Annotated in this window: 14 protein-coding genes and 1 pseudogene; 6 read left to right on the forward strand and 9 right to left on the reverse strand. The window is 69.2% G+C overall.

What is annotated here, in order from left to right; genetic code table 11:
• Positions 1-4: 4 nt before the first annotated feature.
• From GY24_RS07710 to GY24_RS07725, 4 genes are all read right to left on the reverse strand, one after another.
• Entirely contained in the window at positions 5-760 is a 756-nt protein-coding gene (locus tag GY24_RS07710) for a hypothetical protein (RefSeq protein WP_133161143.1), read from the reverse strand.
• A 54-nt stretch (positions 761-814) separates the two neighbouring features.
• The gene (locus GY24_RS07715) at positions 815-2,551 is read right to left on the reverse strand and encodes a glycerol-3-phosphate dehydrogenase/oxidase (RefSeq protein WP_104475109.1); all 1,737 of its coding nucleotides are present in this window, start codon (positions 2,549-2,551) and stop codon (positions 815-817) included.
• A gap of 105 nt (positions 2,552-2,656) precedes the next feature.
• The gene (locus GY24_RS07720) at positions 2,657-3,775 is read right to left on the reverse strand and encodes a GuaB3 family IMP dehydrogenase-related protein (protein WP_104475110.1); all 1,119 of its coding nucleotides are present in this window, start codon (positions 3,773-3,775) and stop codon (positions 2,657-2,659) included.
• Between the two features lie 69 nt (positions 3,776-3,844).
• Entirely contained in the window at positions 3,845-5,539 is a 1,695-nt protein-coding gene (locus GY24_RS07725; protein ID WP_104475111.1) for an ABC-F family ATP-binding cassette domain-containing protein, read from the reverse strand.
• Positions 5,540-5,885: 346 nt separating this feature from the next.
• Here GY24_RS07725 and GY24_RS07730 point away from each other — a divergent pair, with 346 nt between their 5' ends.
• Complete coding sequence (locus GY24_RS07730) at positions 5,886-7,037, forward strand: MalY/PatB family protein (protein ID WP_104475112.1); 1,152 nt, start codon at positions 5,886-5,888, stop codon at positions 7,035-7,037.
• A gap of 6 nt (positions 7,038-7,043) precedes the next feature.
• On the opposite strand, the gene GY24_RS07735 is transcribed toward GY24_RS07730, so the two are convergent.
• Positions 7,044-7,793, reverse strand: coding sequence for an SDR family NAD(P)-dependent oxidoreductase (locus GY24_RS07735; RefSeq protein ID WP_104475113.1), 750 nt, complete (start codon positions 7,791-7,793; stop codon positions 7,044-7,046).
• Between the two features lie 193 nt (positions 7,794-7,986).
• Positions 7,987-9,489: an IMP dehydrogenase gene (guaB, locus tag GY24_RS07740; protein ID WP_104475114.1), complete on the reverse strand. Its 1,503-nt coding sequence runs from the start codon at positions 9,487-9,489 to the stop codon at positions 7,987-7,989.
• Positions 9,490-9,799: 310 nt separating this feature from the next.
• Here guaB and GY24_RS07745 point away from each other — a divergent pair, with 310 nt between their 5' ends.
• Genes GY24_RS07745 through GY24_RS07760 form a run of 4 tightly spaced genes read left to right on the forward strand, consistent with a single transcriptional unit; the run spans position 9,800 to position 13,727 of the window.
• Positions 9,800-11,062, forward strand: coding sequence for a branched-chain amino acid ABC transporter permease (locus GY24_RS07745; protein ID WP_104475115.1), 1,263 nt, complete (start codon positions 9,800-9,802; stop codon positions 11,060-11,062).
• A 14-nt stretch (positions 11,063-11,076) separates the two neighbouring features.
• Positions 11,077-12,057, forward strand: a complete 981-nt coding sequence (locus GY24_RS07750) for a branched-chain amino acid ABC transporter permease (RefSeq protein WP_202972927.1) — start codon at positions 11,077-11,079, stop codon at positions 12,055-12,057.
• Positions 12,047-12,961 carry an ABC transporter ATP-binding protein gene (locus tag GY24_RS07755; RefSeq protein WP_104475117.1) on the forward strand — a complete coding sequence of 305 codons (915 nt, stop codon included), beginning with the start codon at positions 12,047-12,049 and terminating at the stop codon, positions 12,959-12,961. Before GY24_RS07750 ends, GY24_RS07755 begins: the two co-directional genes overlap by 11 nt.
• On the forward strand, positions 12,948-13,727 hold the full coding sequence (locus GY24_RS07760; protein ID WP_104475118.1) for an ABC transporter ATP-binding protein: 780 nt from the start codon (positions 12,948-12,950) through the stop codon (positions 13,725-13,727). The genes GY24_RS07755 and GY24_RS07760 overlap by 14 nt, the downstream gene beginning before the upstream one ends.
• Positions 13,728-13,898: 171 nt before the next feature.
• Here the strand turns inward: GY24_RS07760 and GY24_RS07765 are convergent, their stop codons facing one another.
• The 3 genes from GY24_RS07765 to groES form a co-directional block, all read right to left on the reverse strand.
• Complete coding sequence (locus GY24_RS07765; protein WP_104475119.1) at positions 13,899-15,209, reverse strand: ABC transporter substrate-binding protein; 1,311 nt, start codon at positions 15,207-15,209, stop codon at positions 13,899-13,901.
• 188 nt (positions 15,210-15,397) lie between these two features.
• The gene (rarD, locus tag GY24_RS07770) at positions 15,398-16,351 is read right to left on the reverse strand and encodes an EamA family transporter RarD (RefSeq protein ID WP_233279260.1); all 954 of its coding nucleotides are present in this window, start codon (positions 16,349-16,351) and stop codon (positions 15,398-15,400) included.
• Between the two features lie 136 nt (positions 16,352-16,487).
• On the reverse strand, positions 16,488-16,784 hold the full coding sequence (gene groES / locus GY24_RS07775) for a co-chaperone GroES (protein ID WP_104475121.1): 297 nt from the start codon (positions 16,782-16,784) through the stop codon (positions 16,488-16,490).
• A 231-nt stretch (positions 16,785-17,015) separates the two neighbouring features.
• Here groES and GY24_RS07780 point away from each other — a divergent pair.
• Positions 17,016-17,499: pseudogene (locus GY24_RS07780) on the forward strand (SAM-dependent methyltransferase); the annotation flags it as partial.

Below are 17,499 nucleotides of genomic sequence, written 5' to 3' on the forward strand. Positions count from 1 at the left end.
CGACTTAGGCGCAGCCGTCGGCGACCATCTCCGGAGCAGCCACCCAGCGGACGCTGCCCTCGTCAGATTCGAGCACGATGACCGTGGCCTGTGCGGCGGTGCCGTCCGGTGCGCTGATGTCCAGCACGTCGACCGGCGTGCCGACACAGGTGAACAACTCGCTGTCGAAGCCGGGCTGGGCGGATGCGAACTCCCAGCTGTCACCGGCCTGGATTCCCTGGACGCTCGACATCGGGATGTCGTTCCCGGCCGGCGCGTCGAAGAAGATGGCGAATCGCGGCCAGACGAGGTAGTCGAGCTCTTTGTCGCTGCGCATCTGCTCGTCGTACAGGCGCTCGTCGAGCACGAAGCCTCCCCAGCGGTGACGGACCCCGGGCGGACTGTGCATGGTTCCGCTGTACTCCTCGGAGGACGGCGGCCCGTCAAAGACCACGCTGAGCGCGGCGATCGCCTCTCCCGCCGCCGACATGTAGCTGAGGGTCGTCACAACCGCTCCGTCGCCGTCTCGCAGCTCGAGGACATCGGGCCGAGCCACCAGCCCCCTCACGCGTTCCAGCTCCGCCTCCGGACCAGGAACTGGAACGGGGGTCGAGGATGCACCAGGCACCGGTCGGGTCGGAGACGGCTCGTTCGTGCCCGAACCGGCTTCCGGCGTCGCCTGCCGCGGTGCGCTGCACCCGGCGACGAGGACGAGCATCACGATGGCGAGCGCGGCCACCCCGCCCAGCCGGCGGGCCGCGCCCGCGGTCACTGTTCTCATGCGCCCATCGTCTCAGACGGCGGGCTGGGTTCGCGTTCCGACGCGGCCGCTCGGCTACTTGCCCTCGACCGCCATGATGTCCGGGGCTTCCAACCGCACGCGGTCGGCGGATGCGTCGTCCGGCTGTTCCTGCGACGCACGTTCGGCGGCGACCCGCTTGAGGTAGTTCGCCACCTCGAGCGCCTCGGTGTCCTCATCCCAGCCGAGCACGCCGGCCATCAGCTTGGCGGCGACCGGAGCGGCCGAGACGCCACGGTCCCACGCCTCGATCGAGATGCGGGTACGGCGGGCCAGCACATCTTCCAGGTGCAGCGCCCCCTCGTGCGAGGTCGCGTAGACGATCTCGGCGGCCAAATAGTCGTCGGCCCCTGGCAGGGGCTCGCCGAGCGTGGCATCCGACTTGATGAGGTCGAGCAGTTCATCGGTCAGGGTGCCGTAGCGGTTGAGCAGGTGCTCGATGCGCACCTTGTGCACGCCGAAGGCCTGGGCGATGCGGCCGCGCTTGTTCCAGGCCGCCTGGTAGCCCTCGGCCCCGAGCAGCGGGATGTCCTGCGTCGTTGACTGCGGGATCCGGCCGTCCAGCGCGTCGACCGCCGCATCGATGGCGTCCTTGGCCATCACCCGGTAGGTGGTCCATTTGCCGCCCGCAATCACGACGAGCCCGGGCACGGTGTGCGCGACGAGGTGCTCGCGGGAGAGCTTGGAGGTCTGCTCACTCTCTCCGGCCAGCAGCGGGCGGAGCCCGGCGTAGACGCCCTCGACGTCCTCCCGGGTGAGTTGGATCGACAGCACGCTGTTCACGTGTTCAAGCAGGTAGTCGATGTCGGCCGCGGTCGCGGCCGGGTGCGCCTTGTCGAGGTTCCAGTCGGTGTCGGTGGTGCCGATCAGCCAGTGCCGGCCCCACGGGATCACGAACAGCACGCTCTTCTCGGTGCGCAGCAGCAGCCCCATCGCCGACTGGAAGCGGTCGCGCGGCACGACGAGGTGGATGCCCTTGGACGCCCGCACCTTGAAGGTGCCGCGCTCCCCCACCATGCGCTGGGTGTCGTCTGTCCAGACGCCGGTCGCGTTCACGACCTGCTTGGCCCGCACCTCGAACTTCTCGCCGGTCTGCAGGTCGTGCGCCTGCACGCCGACGACCCGCTGTCCGACCTTGATGAAGCCCTCGACGCGCACCCGGGAGGCGGCGTGCGCCCCGTAGAAGGAGGCCGTGCGCACCAGCGACGACACGTAGCGCGCGTCATCGACCTGTGCGTCGTAGTAGGTGATGCCGCCGATCAGCGCGTCGTTGGAGAGCGACGGGATCAGGCTCTGCACCTGGCGCTTGCTCAGGTGGCGGTGGTGCGGCACCCCGGGCGGGCGGCCGCCGGTGTAGCTGAAGATATCGTAGAGCAGCATCCCGGCGCCGACGTAGGCACGCTCGATCACCCGCTGCTTCAGCGGGTAGAGGAAGCGCACCGGCTTGACCAGGTGCGGGGCGATGCGCTGCAGCAGCAGACCGCGCTCGATCAGCGCCTCACGCACCAGCCGGAAGTCGAGCTGCTCCAGGTAGCGGATGCCGCCGTGCACGAGCTTCGAGGAGCGGCTGGACGTTCCTGACGCCCAGTCGCGCTCCTCGAGGATCCCGACGCTCAGGCCGCGGGTGACCGCGTCCAGCGCCGAGCCGGCTCCGACAATTCCCCCGCCCACCACGAGGATGTCCAGCTCTTTCTCCTTGAGCCGGGCAAGGGCGGCCGCCCTCTCCTCCGGTCCGAGCTTGCTGGAACGCGTCACGCTGTTGCGCTGGGCCATCATTGCCTCCCGAGGTACGTGGTACTGACGGATTGCTGCCGGTGGAGCTGGTGCTGCCTGTGGTGCTGGTGGAACTGGTCGTGCCGGTGAAGCTGTCTTTCGAGGCTAGTTGCCCTGGTACGGGGCCACAACAACCTCGACCCGCTGGAACTCCTTGAGGTCGGAGTATCCGGTGGTCGCCATCGAGCGGCGCAGCGCGCCGACGAGGTTCGCGGTGCCCTCGGCCACGGGGGCCGGGCCGTAGAGGATCTCCTCGAGCGGGGCGACGGTGCCGACGTGCACGCGGTTGCCGCGAGGCAGCTTGGCGTGGTGCGCCTCCGCACCCCAGTGGTAGCCGCCGCCGGGGGCGTCGGTGGCGCGGGCCAGCGCGGTGCCGAGCATGACGGCATCCGCGCCGCAGGCGATCGCCTTGACGATGTCGCCGGAGGTGCCGAGGCCGCCGTCGGCGATCACGTGCACGTAGCGTCCGCCGGACTCGTCCATGTAGTCGCGGCGAGCGCCGGCGACGTCTGCGACGGCGGTGGCCATCGGCGCGTGGATGCCGAGCGAGGCGCGCGTGGTCGAGGCCGCGCCGCCGCCGAAGCCGACGAGCACGCCGGCCGCGCCGGTGCGCATGAGGTGCAGGGCCGCCGTGTACGTGGCTGCGCCGCCGACGATCACGGGGACGTCGAGCTCGTAGATGAACTTCTTGAGGTTGAGCGGCTCCTGGTTCTTGGAGACGTGCTCGGCCGAGACGGTGGTGCCGCGGATGACGAACAGGTCGACGCCGGCGGCGACGACGGTGCTGTAGAACTCCTGGGTGCGCTGCGGCGAGAGGGCGGCGGCGACGGGGACTCCGGCGGCGCGCACCTCGGCGATGCGGGCGGTGATGAGCTCCGGCTTGATCGGCGCGGAGTAGATCTCCTGCATCCGGGCGGTCGCCTTGGCGTCGCTCAGGCCGCGGATCTCGGCCAGCAGGGGCTCCGGGTTCTCGTAGCGGGTCCAGAGGCCCTCGAGGTCGAGCACGCCGAGGCCGCCGAGCTGGCCCATCATGATGGCGGTCTGCGGCGAGACCACGGAGTCCATCGGTGCGGCCAGGAACGGGATGTCGAACTGGTAGGCGTCAATCGCCCAGTTCACCGACACGTCCTCTGGGTCGCGGGTGCGCCGCGAGGGCACAATCGCGATGTCGTCGAATGCGTAGACACGACGTGCCCGCTTGGACCGGCCGATTTCAATCTCCATGCTCACCCCTCCAGCCTACCCAACCTCGCCGACGGGCGGTCACGAGTCTCGTGCTTCGCTCTGCGCCCCTCAACGTTCGCGCACCACCCTGGTCTCCGTCCACACCGGCTGCTCGGACTCGTACACGGCCCCATCCGCGCCGAACACCAGGTAGCGGTCGAAGCCGCGGGCGAACCAGCGGTCGTGGGTGACGGCCAGCACGGTGCCGTCGAAGCGGGTGAGCGCATCCTCCAGCGCCTCGGCCGACACCAGGTCCAGGTTGTCGGTCGGCTCGTCGAGCAGCAGCAGTGTCGCCCCGGAGAGCTCGAGCAGCAGGATCTGGAGGCGCGCCTGCTGCCCGCCGGAGAGTGACTCAAAGGTCTGCTCGGCCGCCGCCACCAGCCCGTAGCGGTCGAGCGCGCCGCTGGCGGCCTCGCGCGCCATGCCGTTCCTTTGGCTGTCGCCCCTGTGCAGGATGTCGAGCAGCGTGCGGCCGGCGAGTTCCGGGTGCTCGTGCACCTGGGCGAACCAGCCGGGGACGACGCGGGCGCCGAGCACGGCCCGGCCCTCGTGCGGCACCGGCGCCAGCGTCTGGCCGATGGCCGTCACGTGGCCGAGGGTCGCATCCGGCTCGGTGCCGCCGCGGGCGAGGAGGCGCAGGAAGTGCGACTTGCCCGAGCCGTTCGAGCCGAGCACGGCGACCCGGTCGCCGTACCAGACCTCGAGGTCGAACGGCTTCATCAGGCCGCTCAGCTCGAGCCGCTCTCCGACGATGGAGCGCTTGCCGGTCCGCGCCCCGCGCAGCCGCATGGTCACTGCCTGGGCGGGCGGCCTCTCCTCCGGCGGGCCGGCGTCCTCGAAGCGGCGGAGCCTGGTCTGCGCCGCCTGATAGCGCGAGGCCAGGCCGTCGTTGTGCTTCGCCTTGACCTTCAGCGTCTGCACGAGCGTCCTCAGCGCCTGGCGCTGCTCGTCCCAGCGCCGGCGCAGCTCGTCGAGGCGCTCGAAGCGGGCGTCCCTGGCCGCGTGGTAGCCCTCGAAGCTGCCGCCGTGCACCCAGGCGGTGTTGCCGGCGGCGCCCAGCTCGATCGTGACGATGCGGTCGGCGGCGCGCGCCAGCAGCTCGCGGTCGTGCGAGACCAGCAGCACCGTCTTCGGTGTCTCGCGCAGCTGCTGCTCCAGCCAGCGCTTGCCCGGCACGTCGAGGTAGTTGTCTGGCTCGTCGAGCAGCAGCACCTGTTCCGGCCCGCGCAGCAGCGCCTCCAGCGCGAGGCGCTTCTGCTCCCCGCCGGAGAGGGTGTCGAGCTCCCGCCAGCGGGCCCGCTCGAACGGCACGCCGAGGGCGGCCATCGTGCAGTGGTCCCAGACCGTCTCCTGCTCGTAGCCGCCGGCGTCGGCGTACTCGCCGAGCGCGGTGGCGTAGCGCATCTGGCTGGCGGTGTCGTCCTTCTCCATGATGGCGAGCTCGGATGCCTCCAGCTCCAGCGCGGCCTGGCGCACCCGGGCGGGGGCGACGGCGATGAGCAGGCTCGCCACGGCGCTCCCCGTCGACAGCGCCCCGTGGCCGATGAACTGGTCCATCACCCCGAGCCCTCCGTCGATGGCGATGCTGCCCTCGTCGGGCCGCAGCTCGCCGCGGATGATGCGCAGCAGCGTGGACTTGCCTGCGCCGTTCGCGCCGATCAGCGCGGTCGTGGTGCCCTCGCCGACGCGGAACGCGAGGTCGGCGAGCAGCGGGCGGCCGTCCGGCAGACTGAATGAGACGCCGTTGACGTCGATGTAACCCATGGGTGGCTCCAGTTCGGTGGCCGCGTGGGCGGCGCCACCGGGAGGGCAGCCGACCAGCATATGGGTTGCGCCCGCCGCGCGCCAGCCGCGTCCGCGCAGCCCGCGTCGGCACCCAGAGCTCCCGCCCGTCAACGACTGAAGACCGTTGGCTCGAGGGTGCGCCAGCGACCCGGGCCAACACCCCGCCCCCATAGCCAGTCAGCGGATGTGAGGGGCGCAACGCCCGGCATCCGCGACTTCTCGCGGCGTGTCGCGGGCCGCATCCGCTGACTGGCTACAGCGCGGGGCGCAGCTCGTGCAGGCGCAGGCTCTGGCGCCGGCGGCGTCCGAGCGCCATGCTGGGGGCATGTCGAATGTCGCCGCCGAATCCCTGGACCGCCTGCGCACCCGCACCAGCGCGAAGTGGGCGCACTTCCCCGCCGACGTGCTGCCGCTGCCCGTCGCGGAGATGGACTTCCCGCTGGCCGAGCCGATCGCGGCCGCCCTGCACAACGCGGTCCGCCGCTCCGACACCGGCTATGCCGCCAGCAGCCTGCCGCAGGCCGAGGCCTTCGCCGGCTTCGCCGCCCGGCGTCTGGGCTGGGCCGTCGACCCCGCCCGCGTCAGCAGCACCGCAGACGTGTCGATGGGCATCGTCGAGGCGCTCCGCCAGGCGGTGAAGCCCGGTGACGGGGTCATCATCACTCCCCCGATCTACCCGCCGTTCTTCGACCTGGCGCCGGAGGCCGGAGCCCGCATCGTCGAGGTGCCGCTGGCCGGCGGCATCGAGGACGGCTGGGCGCTCGACCTGCCCGCCATCGAGCAGGCCTTCGCCGACGGCGCCCGCGCCATGGTGCTCTGCAACCCGCACAATCCGGTCGGGCTCTGCCACTCGGCCGAGACGCTGCGGGAGCTGGCCGAGATCGCCGCCCGACACAACGCGACGATCGTCAGCGACGAGATCCACGGCGCCCTCACACTGGGCGGGGCGCAGTACGTGCCATTCCTCAGCGTGTCGGATGCCGCTCGCGAGCACGGCGTCGCGGTCACCAGCGCCAGCAAGGCGTTCAACCTGGCCGGGCTGAAGTGCGCGCTCATCGTCACGGCGAGCGCCCGCGGCGACGCCCTGCGCGCGGCCATGCCCTACGAGGTGGAGTGGCGCACCAGCATCTTCGGGCAGATCGCCTCCATCGCGGCGTTCCGCGACGGCGACGAGTGGCTGGACGGCGTGCGCGGCACCCTCGATGAGAACCGCCGGCTGCTGCGGAGCCTGCTCGAGGAACAGCTGCCCGGCACCCGCTACCGCCTTCCGGACGCCACCTTCCTGGCCTGGCTCGACCTCTCCGGCCTCGGCTGGGGCGACGACCCGGCCGGCCGCGCACTCGAGGTGGCCAAGGTCGCGCTCACGCCCGGCATCAGCTTCGGCGCCGAGGTGGGGCGCGGGCACGCCCGACTGAACTTCGCCTGCTCGCCCGAGGTGCTGAGCGAGGCCGTTGCACGCATCGCAGCGGCGCGGTAGGCGCGGCTAGGCGCCGCCGGCCACCCGGATCGTCGTGCCCGTGATGAAGCCGGCCCCCGGCCCGAACAGCCAGGCGACCAGCGGTGCGACGTCCTCGACCTCGCCGGCGCGGCCGAGCGGCACCCGGGACGCGACGCGATCCGGGCGCCCTGCATCGCCGGCATCCGCGTGGATGTCGGTGCGGATCGTGCCGGGCGCGACGCCGACGACGCGGACGCCCTCCGGGCCGACCTCCTTGGCCAGGCCGAGCGTCAGCGCGTCGAGGCCGGCCTTCGCCGCGGCGTAGTGCACGTACTCGCCCGGAGAGCCGAGCGTCGCCGCCCCGGAGGAGATGTTGACGATCACGCCGCCCGCCCCGCCCAATCGGGTCGACATCACCCGCACCGCCTCACGCGCGCAGAGCACGGCGGCCGTGAGGTTGACGTCGATCACCGCGCGCACCGTCTCGGCCGGGGTGTCGGCCAGCGGCCCAATGTGCATCGTGGCCCCGGCGTTGTTGACGAGGCCGTCGACGCGGCCGAAGCGCTCCAACGCCACGGCGAACAGCCGCTCGATGTCGGCCTCCCGGGTCACATCGGCCTGCACGATCTCGCACCCGGCGCCGCCGGCGCGCAGCTCCGTCTGCAGCGCCGCCGCGGCATCCGCGTTGCTGCGATAGCCGAGAACGAGGTCGTGCCCGGATGCCGCCAACTCCCGTGCGATCGCCGCACCGATTCCGCGGGTTCCTCCTGTCACGACAATGGCTGAACGAGTCATGCGTCAATTGTGCCCGTTTAAACGACTTTGGCCGCCCTCAGTAGTGAGGGCGGCCAAAGCCCGCGTGCCGAAGCTGACACGCAGAATGTTGCGCTGTGGAGGCTGCCGCGGCACGCCCTCGACGTTGGCGCGTCTGCGGGCTACGGCTGCCGCCTTGCTGATGGAAGCGTGTCGCTGCGCGCCGCGCTGACCTCTAGCGAGTGTAGTTCGGGGCCTCGACCACGATCTGGATGTCGTGCGGGTGCGACTCCTTGAGCCCGGCCGGGGTGATCCGGACGAACTTGCCCTTGCTCTTCAGCTCGGCGATGGTGCGGGCACCGACATAGAACATCGTCTGGCGCAGGCCGCCGATCAGCTGGTAGGCCACGGCGGCGAGCGGGCCGCGGTAGGGAACCTGGCCCTCGATGCCCTCTGGGATCAGCTTGTCGTCGTTGGGGACGTCGGCCTGGAAGTAGCGGTCCTTCGAGTAGGACGTCTTCTGGCCGCGGGTCTGCAGCGCGCCCAGCGAGCCCATGCCGCGGTAGGCCTTGAACTGCTTGCCGTTCTGGAAGACCAGCTCGCCCGGGCTCTCGGCGGTGCCGGCGAGCAGCGAGCCGAGCATGACGGTGTCGGCACCGGCGACGAGCGCCTTGGCGATGTCGCCCGAGTACTGCAGGCCGCCGTCGGCGATCAGCGGCACGCCGGCCGGCTTGGTCGCCTTGGACGCCTCGTAGACGGCGGTGACCTGGGGCACACCGACACCGGCGACGATGCGCGTGGTGCAGATGGAGCCCGGCCCGACGCCGACCTTGACGGCGTCCGCGCCCGCGTCGACGAGCGCCTGGGCGCCCTCGCGGGTCGCGACGTTGCCGCCGATGACGTCGATGTGGGCGAAGCTGGGGTCGGCCTTGAGCCGGCGGATGATGTCGAGCACACCGGCGCTCTCGCCGTTGGCGGTGTCGACGACGAGCACGTCAACTCCGGCGTCGCGCAGTGCCTCTGCACGCTCCCAGGCGTCGCCGAAGAAGCCCATGGCCGCTCCGACTCGCAGGCGCCCCTCGGAGTCCTTGGTGGCGTTCGGGTACTGCTCGGACTTGTCGAAGTCCTTCACGGTGATGAGGCCGGTCAGGTGGCCCTCGTCGTCGATGAGGGGCAGCTTCTCGACCTTGTGCTTGGCGAAGATCGCGAGCGCCTCGTCCGGGTTCATCCCGACGTGGCCCGTGATCAGCGGCATCGTGGTCATGACCTCGGCCACCGTGGTGGTCGGCTTGTCCGCGTCGGCGACGAAGCGCATGTCGCGGTTCGAGATGATGCCGACGAGCTTGCCGTCCGCGTCGATCACCGGGAGACCGCTCACCCGGTAGGTGGCGCACACGGCATCCACCTCGGCCACGGTCGCCTCCGGCGTCGTCGTGACGGGGTTCGAGACCATGCCAGACTCGCTCCGCTTCACCCGGTCAACCATGTCAGCCTGATCCGCGATCGAGAGATTGCGGTGCAGGATGCCGAGGCCGCCCTGTCTGGCCATGGCGACGGCCATGCGCGTCTCGGTCACGGTGTCCATCGCGGCAGACAGCAGCGGCGTGGAAACGTTGATGCGGCGGGTCAGGCGCGACGTGGTGTCGGCCTCACTCGGGATCACATCCGTATGACCGGGGAGCAGCAGAACGTCGTCGTAGGTAAGTCCAGTGAATCCGAACGGATCTGCCTGATCCATCTCTCCCCTTTGCGTGTAGGAAATGTGTGGGTGGCGCAGGCGAATGCCTGACGCGTCAAATGCGGAGAACTCGTGGCTCTCGCATCCATCAATGTTAAGCGAGATTGCTGGGAGAGAATTCCGCAGATCACAATCGCATGCCGAATGCGCGACGAGCGGGGGCAGTTAGGACATAATCAGCACTACCGCTGACGGAGTTGTCGGCGGCAGAGGCCCGGAGCCGGGCGAGTTTGCTCGTCGGCGCCCCCATGGAGGTGCAGTGAATCCCACTGAATCGGCTCACAAGAGGTCCCCCATACGTGCGGTAGCGATGGCGGTGATGCTCCTCGTCGCGCTCACCGTCGCACTGTTCGCCGGCGGCGCCACCCCCGCCCACGCCGACGACGTCGATGTAGACAAGTACGACTACGTACTCGCCGGCAACGTCACCTTCAATGGCACGCCGCTCGACGGCGTGCTCATCACCGTCACGGGGCCGGGCACCGACACCGAGGTGAAGACGGGCGCAGACGGCAAGTGGCGGGTCGGCGTCCCCGAGAAGGCCAGCTACACGGTGACATTGGACGAGGACACCCTGCCAGAGGGCGTCGTCGTCACCAAGGGCGGAAACACGATGACGGCCGAGTTCGGCCTGACCAAGACGAAATCGGTCAACTTCTTCCTCGGCGAGGGCACCCGGGTCACGGTCTCCTTCTTCGACCAGCTCATCAACCGGGTGGCAAACGGCCTCAACTTCGGGTTGCTGCTGGCCCTGGCCGCGATCGGGCTCTCGCTCATCTACGGCACGACCGGCCTCAGCAACTTCGCCCACTCGGAGCTGATCACCTTCGGCGCCCTCATGACGCTGGTCTTCGCGGTGAACCTCGCGCTGCCGGTGTGGCTCGCCATCCTGATCGCCCTGGTCCTGAGCGCCGCGCTCGGCTGGACATTGGATGCCGCGCTCTGGAAGCCGCTGCGCAAACGCGGTGTCGGCGTCATCCAGCTCATGATCGTCAGCATCGGCCTCGCCCTGGCGATGCGCTACACCTACCAGTTCTTCGTCGGCGGGGCCACGAGGCAGCTGCCGGGGGCCTCGCCGGCCAAGTTGCAGCTCGGCCCGCTGTCGCTGTCCTGGATCGACCTCACCAGCATGGCCATCAGCGTCGTGGTGCTGTTGGGCGTCGCCTACTTCCTGCTGCGCACCCGCATCGGCAAGGCGACCCGCGCCGTCTCGGACAACCCGAGCCTGGCCTCGGCCAGCGGCATCGACGTCGACTTCGTCATCCGCGTCGTCTGGGTCATCGGCGCGGCACTGGCCGGCCTGAGCGGCATCCTCTGGGCGTACTTCCGCCCCGGCGTCAGCTGGGACATGGGCTTCCAGATCCTGTTGCTCGTCTTCGCCGCCGTGGTGCTCGGCGGGCTCGGCACCGCGTTCGGCGCCCTCGTCGGCTCGATCATCGTCGGCCTGTTCGTCGAGCTCTCCACCCTCGTCCTCCCCCCTGACATGAAGTTCGTCGGGGCGCTCGTCGTGCTCATCGTCGTGCTGCTGGTCCGGCCGCAGGGAATCCTGGGCCGCAAAGAGAGAATCGGATAGGAGGCGACGCAATGATCGACTGGGGACAAGTCTTTTCGAACGCGGCCGTCGAGCTGATCAGCCCGACCACCGCCGCCTACGCGCTCGCCGCGCTCGGCCTCGCCATCCACTTCGGCTACACCGGCCTGTTGAACTTCGGCCAGGCCGGCTTCATGGCCCTCGGCGCCTACGGTTACGCCATCTCAATCCTCACCTTCGGGTTCCCCGTCTGGGGCGCCGTGCTGGTGGGCATCGGGGCATCCGTCATCTTCGCCCTGATACTCGGCGTGCCGACGCTCCGGTTGCGGGCCGACTACCTGGCCATCGTCACCATCGCGGCGGCGGAGATCGTGCGGCTGCTGTTCACGACGAACACCTTCGTGGCCGTCACCGGTTCGGCCAACGGCCTCAGCGAGTACAAGGATGGCTTCCGTGCGCTGAACCCGCTGCACTTCGAGGGCACCGCCGGCTTCGGCCCCTGGCAGCACAGCGCCGACGACTGGTGGGTGATCATCGTCTCCTGGACGGTCGTCGCCCTGGCCTGCCTGTTCACCTGGTCTCTCATGCGCAGCCCGTGGGGGCGCGTGCTGAAGGGCATCCGTGAAGACGAGGATGCTGTGCGCGCTCTCGGCAAGAACGTGTACTCCTACAAGATGCAGAGCCTCATTTTGGGTGGCGTGTTCGGCACCCTCGCCGGCATGATCTTCATCATGCCGCGCGCGGTGATCCCCGCGCACTACGCGACGTCGCTCACCTTCTTCATCTACGCGATCCTGCTGCTCGGCGGGGCGGCGACGATCCTCGGCCCCGTGGTCGGCTCGATGCTGTTCTGGGTGCTGCTCTCGTTCTTCTCCGGCTTCGTCGCCCGGGCCGTCGAGGTGGGCTGGCTGCCGATCTCGCAGGTGCAGGGCGGGCAGCTGCGCTTCATCCTGGTCGGCGTGGCCATCATGTTGATCGTGATATTCAGGCCCCAGGGCTTGCTCGGCAACAAGAAGGAGCTGGCTTTTGTCAAGTAACGCGACCCCCAGTTCGAAGCCGGTCAAGTCCGTCGACCTGCACGTCGGCGACGCCGCCCCCGGCTGCAAGAAGAACGACCCGATCCTCATCGCCGATGGCGTGCGCCGCACCTTCGGCGGCCTGACCGCGGTCGACGTCGACCACGTCGAGATCCCCCGTGGCGCGATCACCGCACTGATCGGGCCGAACGGCGCGGGCAAGACGACGTTCTTCAACCTGCTCACCGGCTTCGACAAGCCGGATGCCGGCAGCTGGACGTTCGACGGCACCTCGCTCGCGCACGTCCCCGCCTACCGGGTGGCCAGGATGGGCCTCATCCGCACCTTCCAGCTGACCAAGTCGCTGGCGTTGCTGAGCGTGATGGACAACATGAAGCTCGGCGCGACCGGCCAGACCGGCGAGAACATGTTCCGAGCCCTGCTGCCCGTCCTCTGGCGCAAGCAAGACCAGGAGATCGAGGCGCGGGCGGTGGAGCTGCTCACCCGGTTCAAGCTGGACGCCAAGCGCAATGACTACGCGGCCAGCCTCTCCGGTGGCCAGCGGAAGCTTCTCGAGATGGCCAGGGCGCTGATGAGCGAACCCACCCTGGTGATGCTGGACGAGCCGATGGCCGGCGTGAACCCGGCGCTCACCCAGTCGCTGCTCGACCACATCCTGGGGTTGAAGGAGCAGGGGATGACGGTGCTCTTCGTCGAGCACGACATGCACATGGTGCGGCACATCGCCGACTGGGTGATCGTCATGGCCGAGGGCCGCGTCGTCGCCGAGGGTGATCCGCACACCGTCATGCAGAATCCGGCGGTGATCGACGCCTATCTCGGCCAACACCATGACAGCGACCTCGGCAGCAGCGACGCCGACAACGTCGAAGCGATGAAGGAGCTCCTCGATGACGACAAGTAGCCCCGGCACCTCTGCCGCCCCGGCATCCGCCCCCGTCGGCGAGGCCGTCGTGGAGGTGCGCTCCATCACGGCGGGGTACCTGCCCGGCATCAACATCCTCACCGACTGCTCCCTCATGGCCAGGCAGGGTGAGCTGATCGGCATCATCGGCCCGAACGGCGCGGGCAAGTCCACCCTGCTCAAATCGATCTTCGGCCTGGTCAAGGTGCGCGGAGGCGGCATCTTCCTGCACGGCGAGGAGATCACCAACCTCAAGGCGAACAAGCTGGTCGGCAAGGGCGTCGGCTTCGTGCCGCAGACGAACAACGTGTTCCCGACGCTGACCATCCAGGAGAACCTGGAGATGGGCATCTACCAGAAGCCGAAGGGCCTGGCCGAGCGGCTGGAGTTCGTCACGGCGATCTTCCCCGAGCTCGGCAAGCGGCTCTCGCAGCGCGCAGGATCGCTCTCCGGCGGCGAGCGCCAGATGGTGGCCATGTCGCGCGCGCTGATGATGGGCCCGCACGTGCTCCTGCTCGACGAGCCGAGCGCCGGCCTCTCCCCCGTGCGGCAGGACGAGGCCTTCCTCCGCGTCAAGGAGATCAACAAGGCCGGCGTCACCACGATCATGGTGGAGCAGAATGCCCGCCGCTGCCTGCAGATCTGCGACCGCGGCTACGTGCTGGACCAGGGCCACGACGCCTACACGGGCACCGGCCGCGAGTTGCTGAACGACCCGAAGGTGATCGGCCTCTACCTCGGCACCCTCGGCCAGGACGACGAGTAGCGCCGCGCCCGGCCGGCCGCTCTGCGCCACTTGGTGCGCCTCTGCGCCACCTGATGTGGCGCGGAGCCCCACGAAGTGGCGCAGTCGGCGCTGAGACGGCGCCGTCATCCGTCGCACGACGCAGGGAGGGCCCCGGCCGAAGCCGGGGCCCTCCCCTACTCAGTGAAGCGACTAGTTCAGGCGCTTCGACGGCACGTTCGTGGCGTCGTACTCGTAGATGCCGATGGTCGCCTCGGTCGGGTCACCGTTCTCGTCGAAGGTGATCGGGCCGGAGAAGCCGTCGTAGTCGATCTGCTTGCCCTCCTTGAGCAGGGCGACGCCTTCCTCGAAGGTGGTGACCTTCTCGCCGTCGCCGTCGCCGCCGGACACCTGGCGCAGGTAGTCGGCGATCGACTGGCCCGAGGTGTCGTTGGCTGCGTAGGCGGCCAGCGCGAAGAGCACGATGTTGTCGTACGACTCGGGCGCGTAGGTGAAGTCGGTCAGCGTCGGGTCGACGGTGAGCAGGCGGTCCGTGAAGTCACCGAGCTTGGTGAGGTCAAGGCCCGGCTTGGTGCCCTTCGATCCGGCGATGAGGCCGGGGGCGAAGTCGGCGCTGTAGTCGACGAGGTTGCCGTCGACGAGGTACAGCTTGTCACCGGGGAAACCGGAACCGACCAGCTCGGGGATGATGATCTTGCTCTGGTCGAAGGTGATCAGGGCGATCGCATCCGGGTTCTGCGCGGTCACGTCGGCGATCTGCGTCGTGAAGTTGGTGTCACCCGTGTTGAAGCTGGACTCCGCGACAACGGTTCCTCCGCCGGCCTCGAAGTTGGTCTTCGTGGTCTCGGCGAGGCCGGTGCCGTATGCGTCGTTCTGGTAGATGATGCCGAGGGTGCTGTTGCCGTCCTCTGCGATGAGGTTGCCGAGCACCTCGCCCTGCAGCACATCGGAGGGCGCCGTGCGCCAGTACAGGCCGTTGTCGGCGATGTTGGAGAGGTCGAGGCCCGTGTTGGACGGCGACATCAGCACGACACCGGCGCTGGTGACCTGCTCGTAGATGTTGCGGGTCTGCGCGGATGCCGCGGCACCGGAGATGGCCGAGACGCCCTGCGAGAGCAGGTCGGTGACCGAGGTGGTCACGACGTCGACGCTGGTGTCACCCTCGTCGCGCACGATCAGCTCGAGCTGGATGCCGAGGTCGGCGGCGTTGATGTCCTCGACGGCGAGCTTCGCGGCCGCGATCTGGGGCGGGCCGAGGAACGCGAGCGAACCGCTCTGCGGGGCCAGCTGGCCGACCTTCATCGACAGGTCGCGGTCGCCCGCCTCGATGGGCAGCGCGCTGCCTGCATCGGCGGTCGCCGTTTCGGAGGGCGACGTGGTCGCCTCCGGAGAGGCTCCGCTGCTGCATCCGGTGAGAACAAGTGCGCTGACGCCGATGAGGGCGACTCCGCTCAGCATGGCCCGGACAGAGCGCGAAGCCGAGGCCTTCACTATTACACTCATGGTGCTCCTTGGCTCGATCAAACACTGGTGAGGCAGTTCGGACGACTGCCGTTGAGTCACAGTATTGTCCGCCGCACGCCGAAACAAGGTTTTTGTGGCCACAACGTTGCGTCCCGTGTCAAATCGTTACATCCTCCGGACGTGCCGCCCACTGCCCCGGTGCAGGCTCGCGCCGCGTGCGGGCGCGCTCAGACGAGTTCGGGGATGCTGCGCCGGCCGTTGCGCGTGCCGACGGCGGCATCCACCGCGAGGATCACCAGCGCCAGCCAGACCAGGGAGAACCCGACCCAGCGTGCGGTCGACATGGCCTCGTTCAAGATCAGCACGCCGACGAGGAACTGGATGATGGGCGCGAAGTACTGGATGAAGCCGAGCACGACCAGAGGAAGGCGCCGCGATGCCGCCGCGAAGAACAGCAGCGGGATGGCGGTAATCACGCCGGTGCCGATCAGCAGCAGCGTGTGCACGGCGCTGACCGTGCCGAACGTGATGCCGGTGGTCGCCCCGACCACGAGGAGCTGGATCACGGCGACCGGCAGCAGCCAGAGCGTCTCCATGCTCAGGCCGGCGACGGCGTCGACCGTGGGGCCCACCCGCTTCTTGATGTAGCCGTAGAACCCGAACGAGAACGCGAGCGTGAGCGCGATCCAGGGCACGCTGCCCGCACTGATCGCCAGCACCAGCACGGCCACGAGGCTGATCCCGACTGCGGCCCACTGTGCCGGGCGCAGCTTCTCGCGCAGGAAGAAGACGCCGAGGAAGACGGTGACGATGGGGTTGATGAAGTAACCCAGCGAGGCCTCGACGACCTGGCCGCTCAGGGTGCCGTAGACGTAGGTCTGCCAGTTGACGTAGATGAGCACGCCGGCCGCCGCCATGGTGAAGGCGATGCGCGGCCGCTTGAGCAGGGCGAGGAAGAGCCGGTAGCGGCGCGTGATCGCGAGCAGGATCGCGCAGAACACCAGCGAGAACACGATCCGCCAGGCGACCACTTCGAACGCGCCGGTCGGCGCGAGGGCGATGAAGTAGATGGGCAGGAAGCCCCAGAGCACATAGGCGGAGACCGCGTAGATCAGGCCGGCGCGGCGGGTACCGGCATCCGTCACCGGAGCTGTCGTCTGCTGGTCAACGGATTCTGGCACCTCGGGAGTCTACGCCTGCATACAGTGCGCAGCGGGCCGACCCGCGCCCAGATGGGGAGCGCGGACAACAAAAGACCCGGACGGCAGGGCCATCCGGGTCTTTCGCGAAAACGCTGAGAATCAGCGGGAGAGGTGCTTAGCGCACAACCACTGCGAGCACGTCACGAGCCGACAGCACGAGGAGGTCCTCGCCGCCGAACTTCACTTCGGTTCCGCCGTACTTGGAGTAGAGCACCTTGTCGCCGACGGCGACGTCGAGCGGGACGCGGTTGCCGTTGTCATCGATGCGGCCGGGGCCCACAGCCACGACCTCGCCCTCCTGGGGCTTCTCCTTGGCGGTGTCAGGGATGACGAGGCCCGACGCAGTGACCTGCTCGGCCTCAACCTGCTTGATGACAATGCGATCCTCGAGCGGCTTGATGCTGACCGACACGGTTGACCTCTTTCTAGAAAAGACTAAGGAATTAGCACACTCACACCGAGAGTGCTAAGTCGAGTTTAGGCCCTGGCTGGCACTCGTGCAACGTGAGTGCCAGACAAGTCGGCCCGAATCGGGCGGCGTTCGCCAACAGCGTGAGGCGCCGGGTGGCGGATGCCGCGGCCAACCGCCGTGCGGCCGCCGCCGCGCGCCCGGCTGCGGCCCTGGCGGTGTTAGCGTGGCGGTATGGAACGCAGTGAGCTCGTCGCCCTCCTCTCGCCCGAAGGGCTTCGGCTGCTCGACTCGTTGCCGGAGTGGGATTCGTCCACCGACGTGGTGCGCACCGTCGCCGCGCTGCGCAAGGAGGGGCACCCGCCCGAGCTCGTCGCCGCCGTGCTCAGCCAGGCGAGGCTCCGTGCCAAGGCGGCAGCCAAGTTCGGCGAGTTCGCCAGCACCATGCTCTTCACCGAGGCCGGGCTGGAACAGGCGACCCGGCTGCGCGTCGCCGCCCTGCACGCCGGCCGTTTCGCCGCCGCCGGGGTGCAGCACGTGGCCGACCTCGGCTGCGGCATCGGCGGCGACGCCCTCGCGATGGCCGCCCTCGAGCTGCGGGTGACCGCCGCCGACGCCGACGAGGTGACCGCGACGCTGGCCTCCTTCAACCTGGCGCCGTTCCCCCGCGCGACCGTGCTGCACGCCCGCGCGGAGGAGATCGACCTGGACGGCCTCG

The sequence above is a fragment of the Microterricola pindariensis genome, assembly GCF_002936985.1.
In the GTDB taxonomy this organism is placed as follows: domain Bacteria; phylum Actinomycetota; class Actinomycetes; order Actinomycetales; family Microbacteriaceae; genus Microterricola; species Microterricola pindariensis.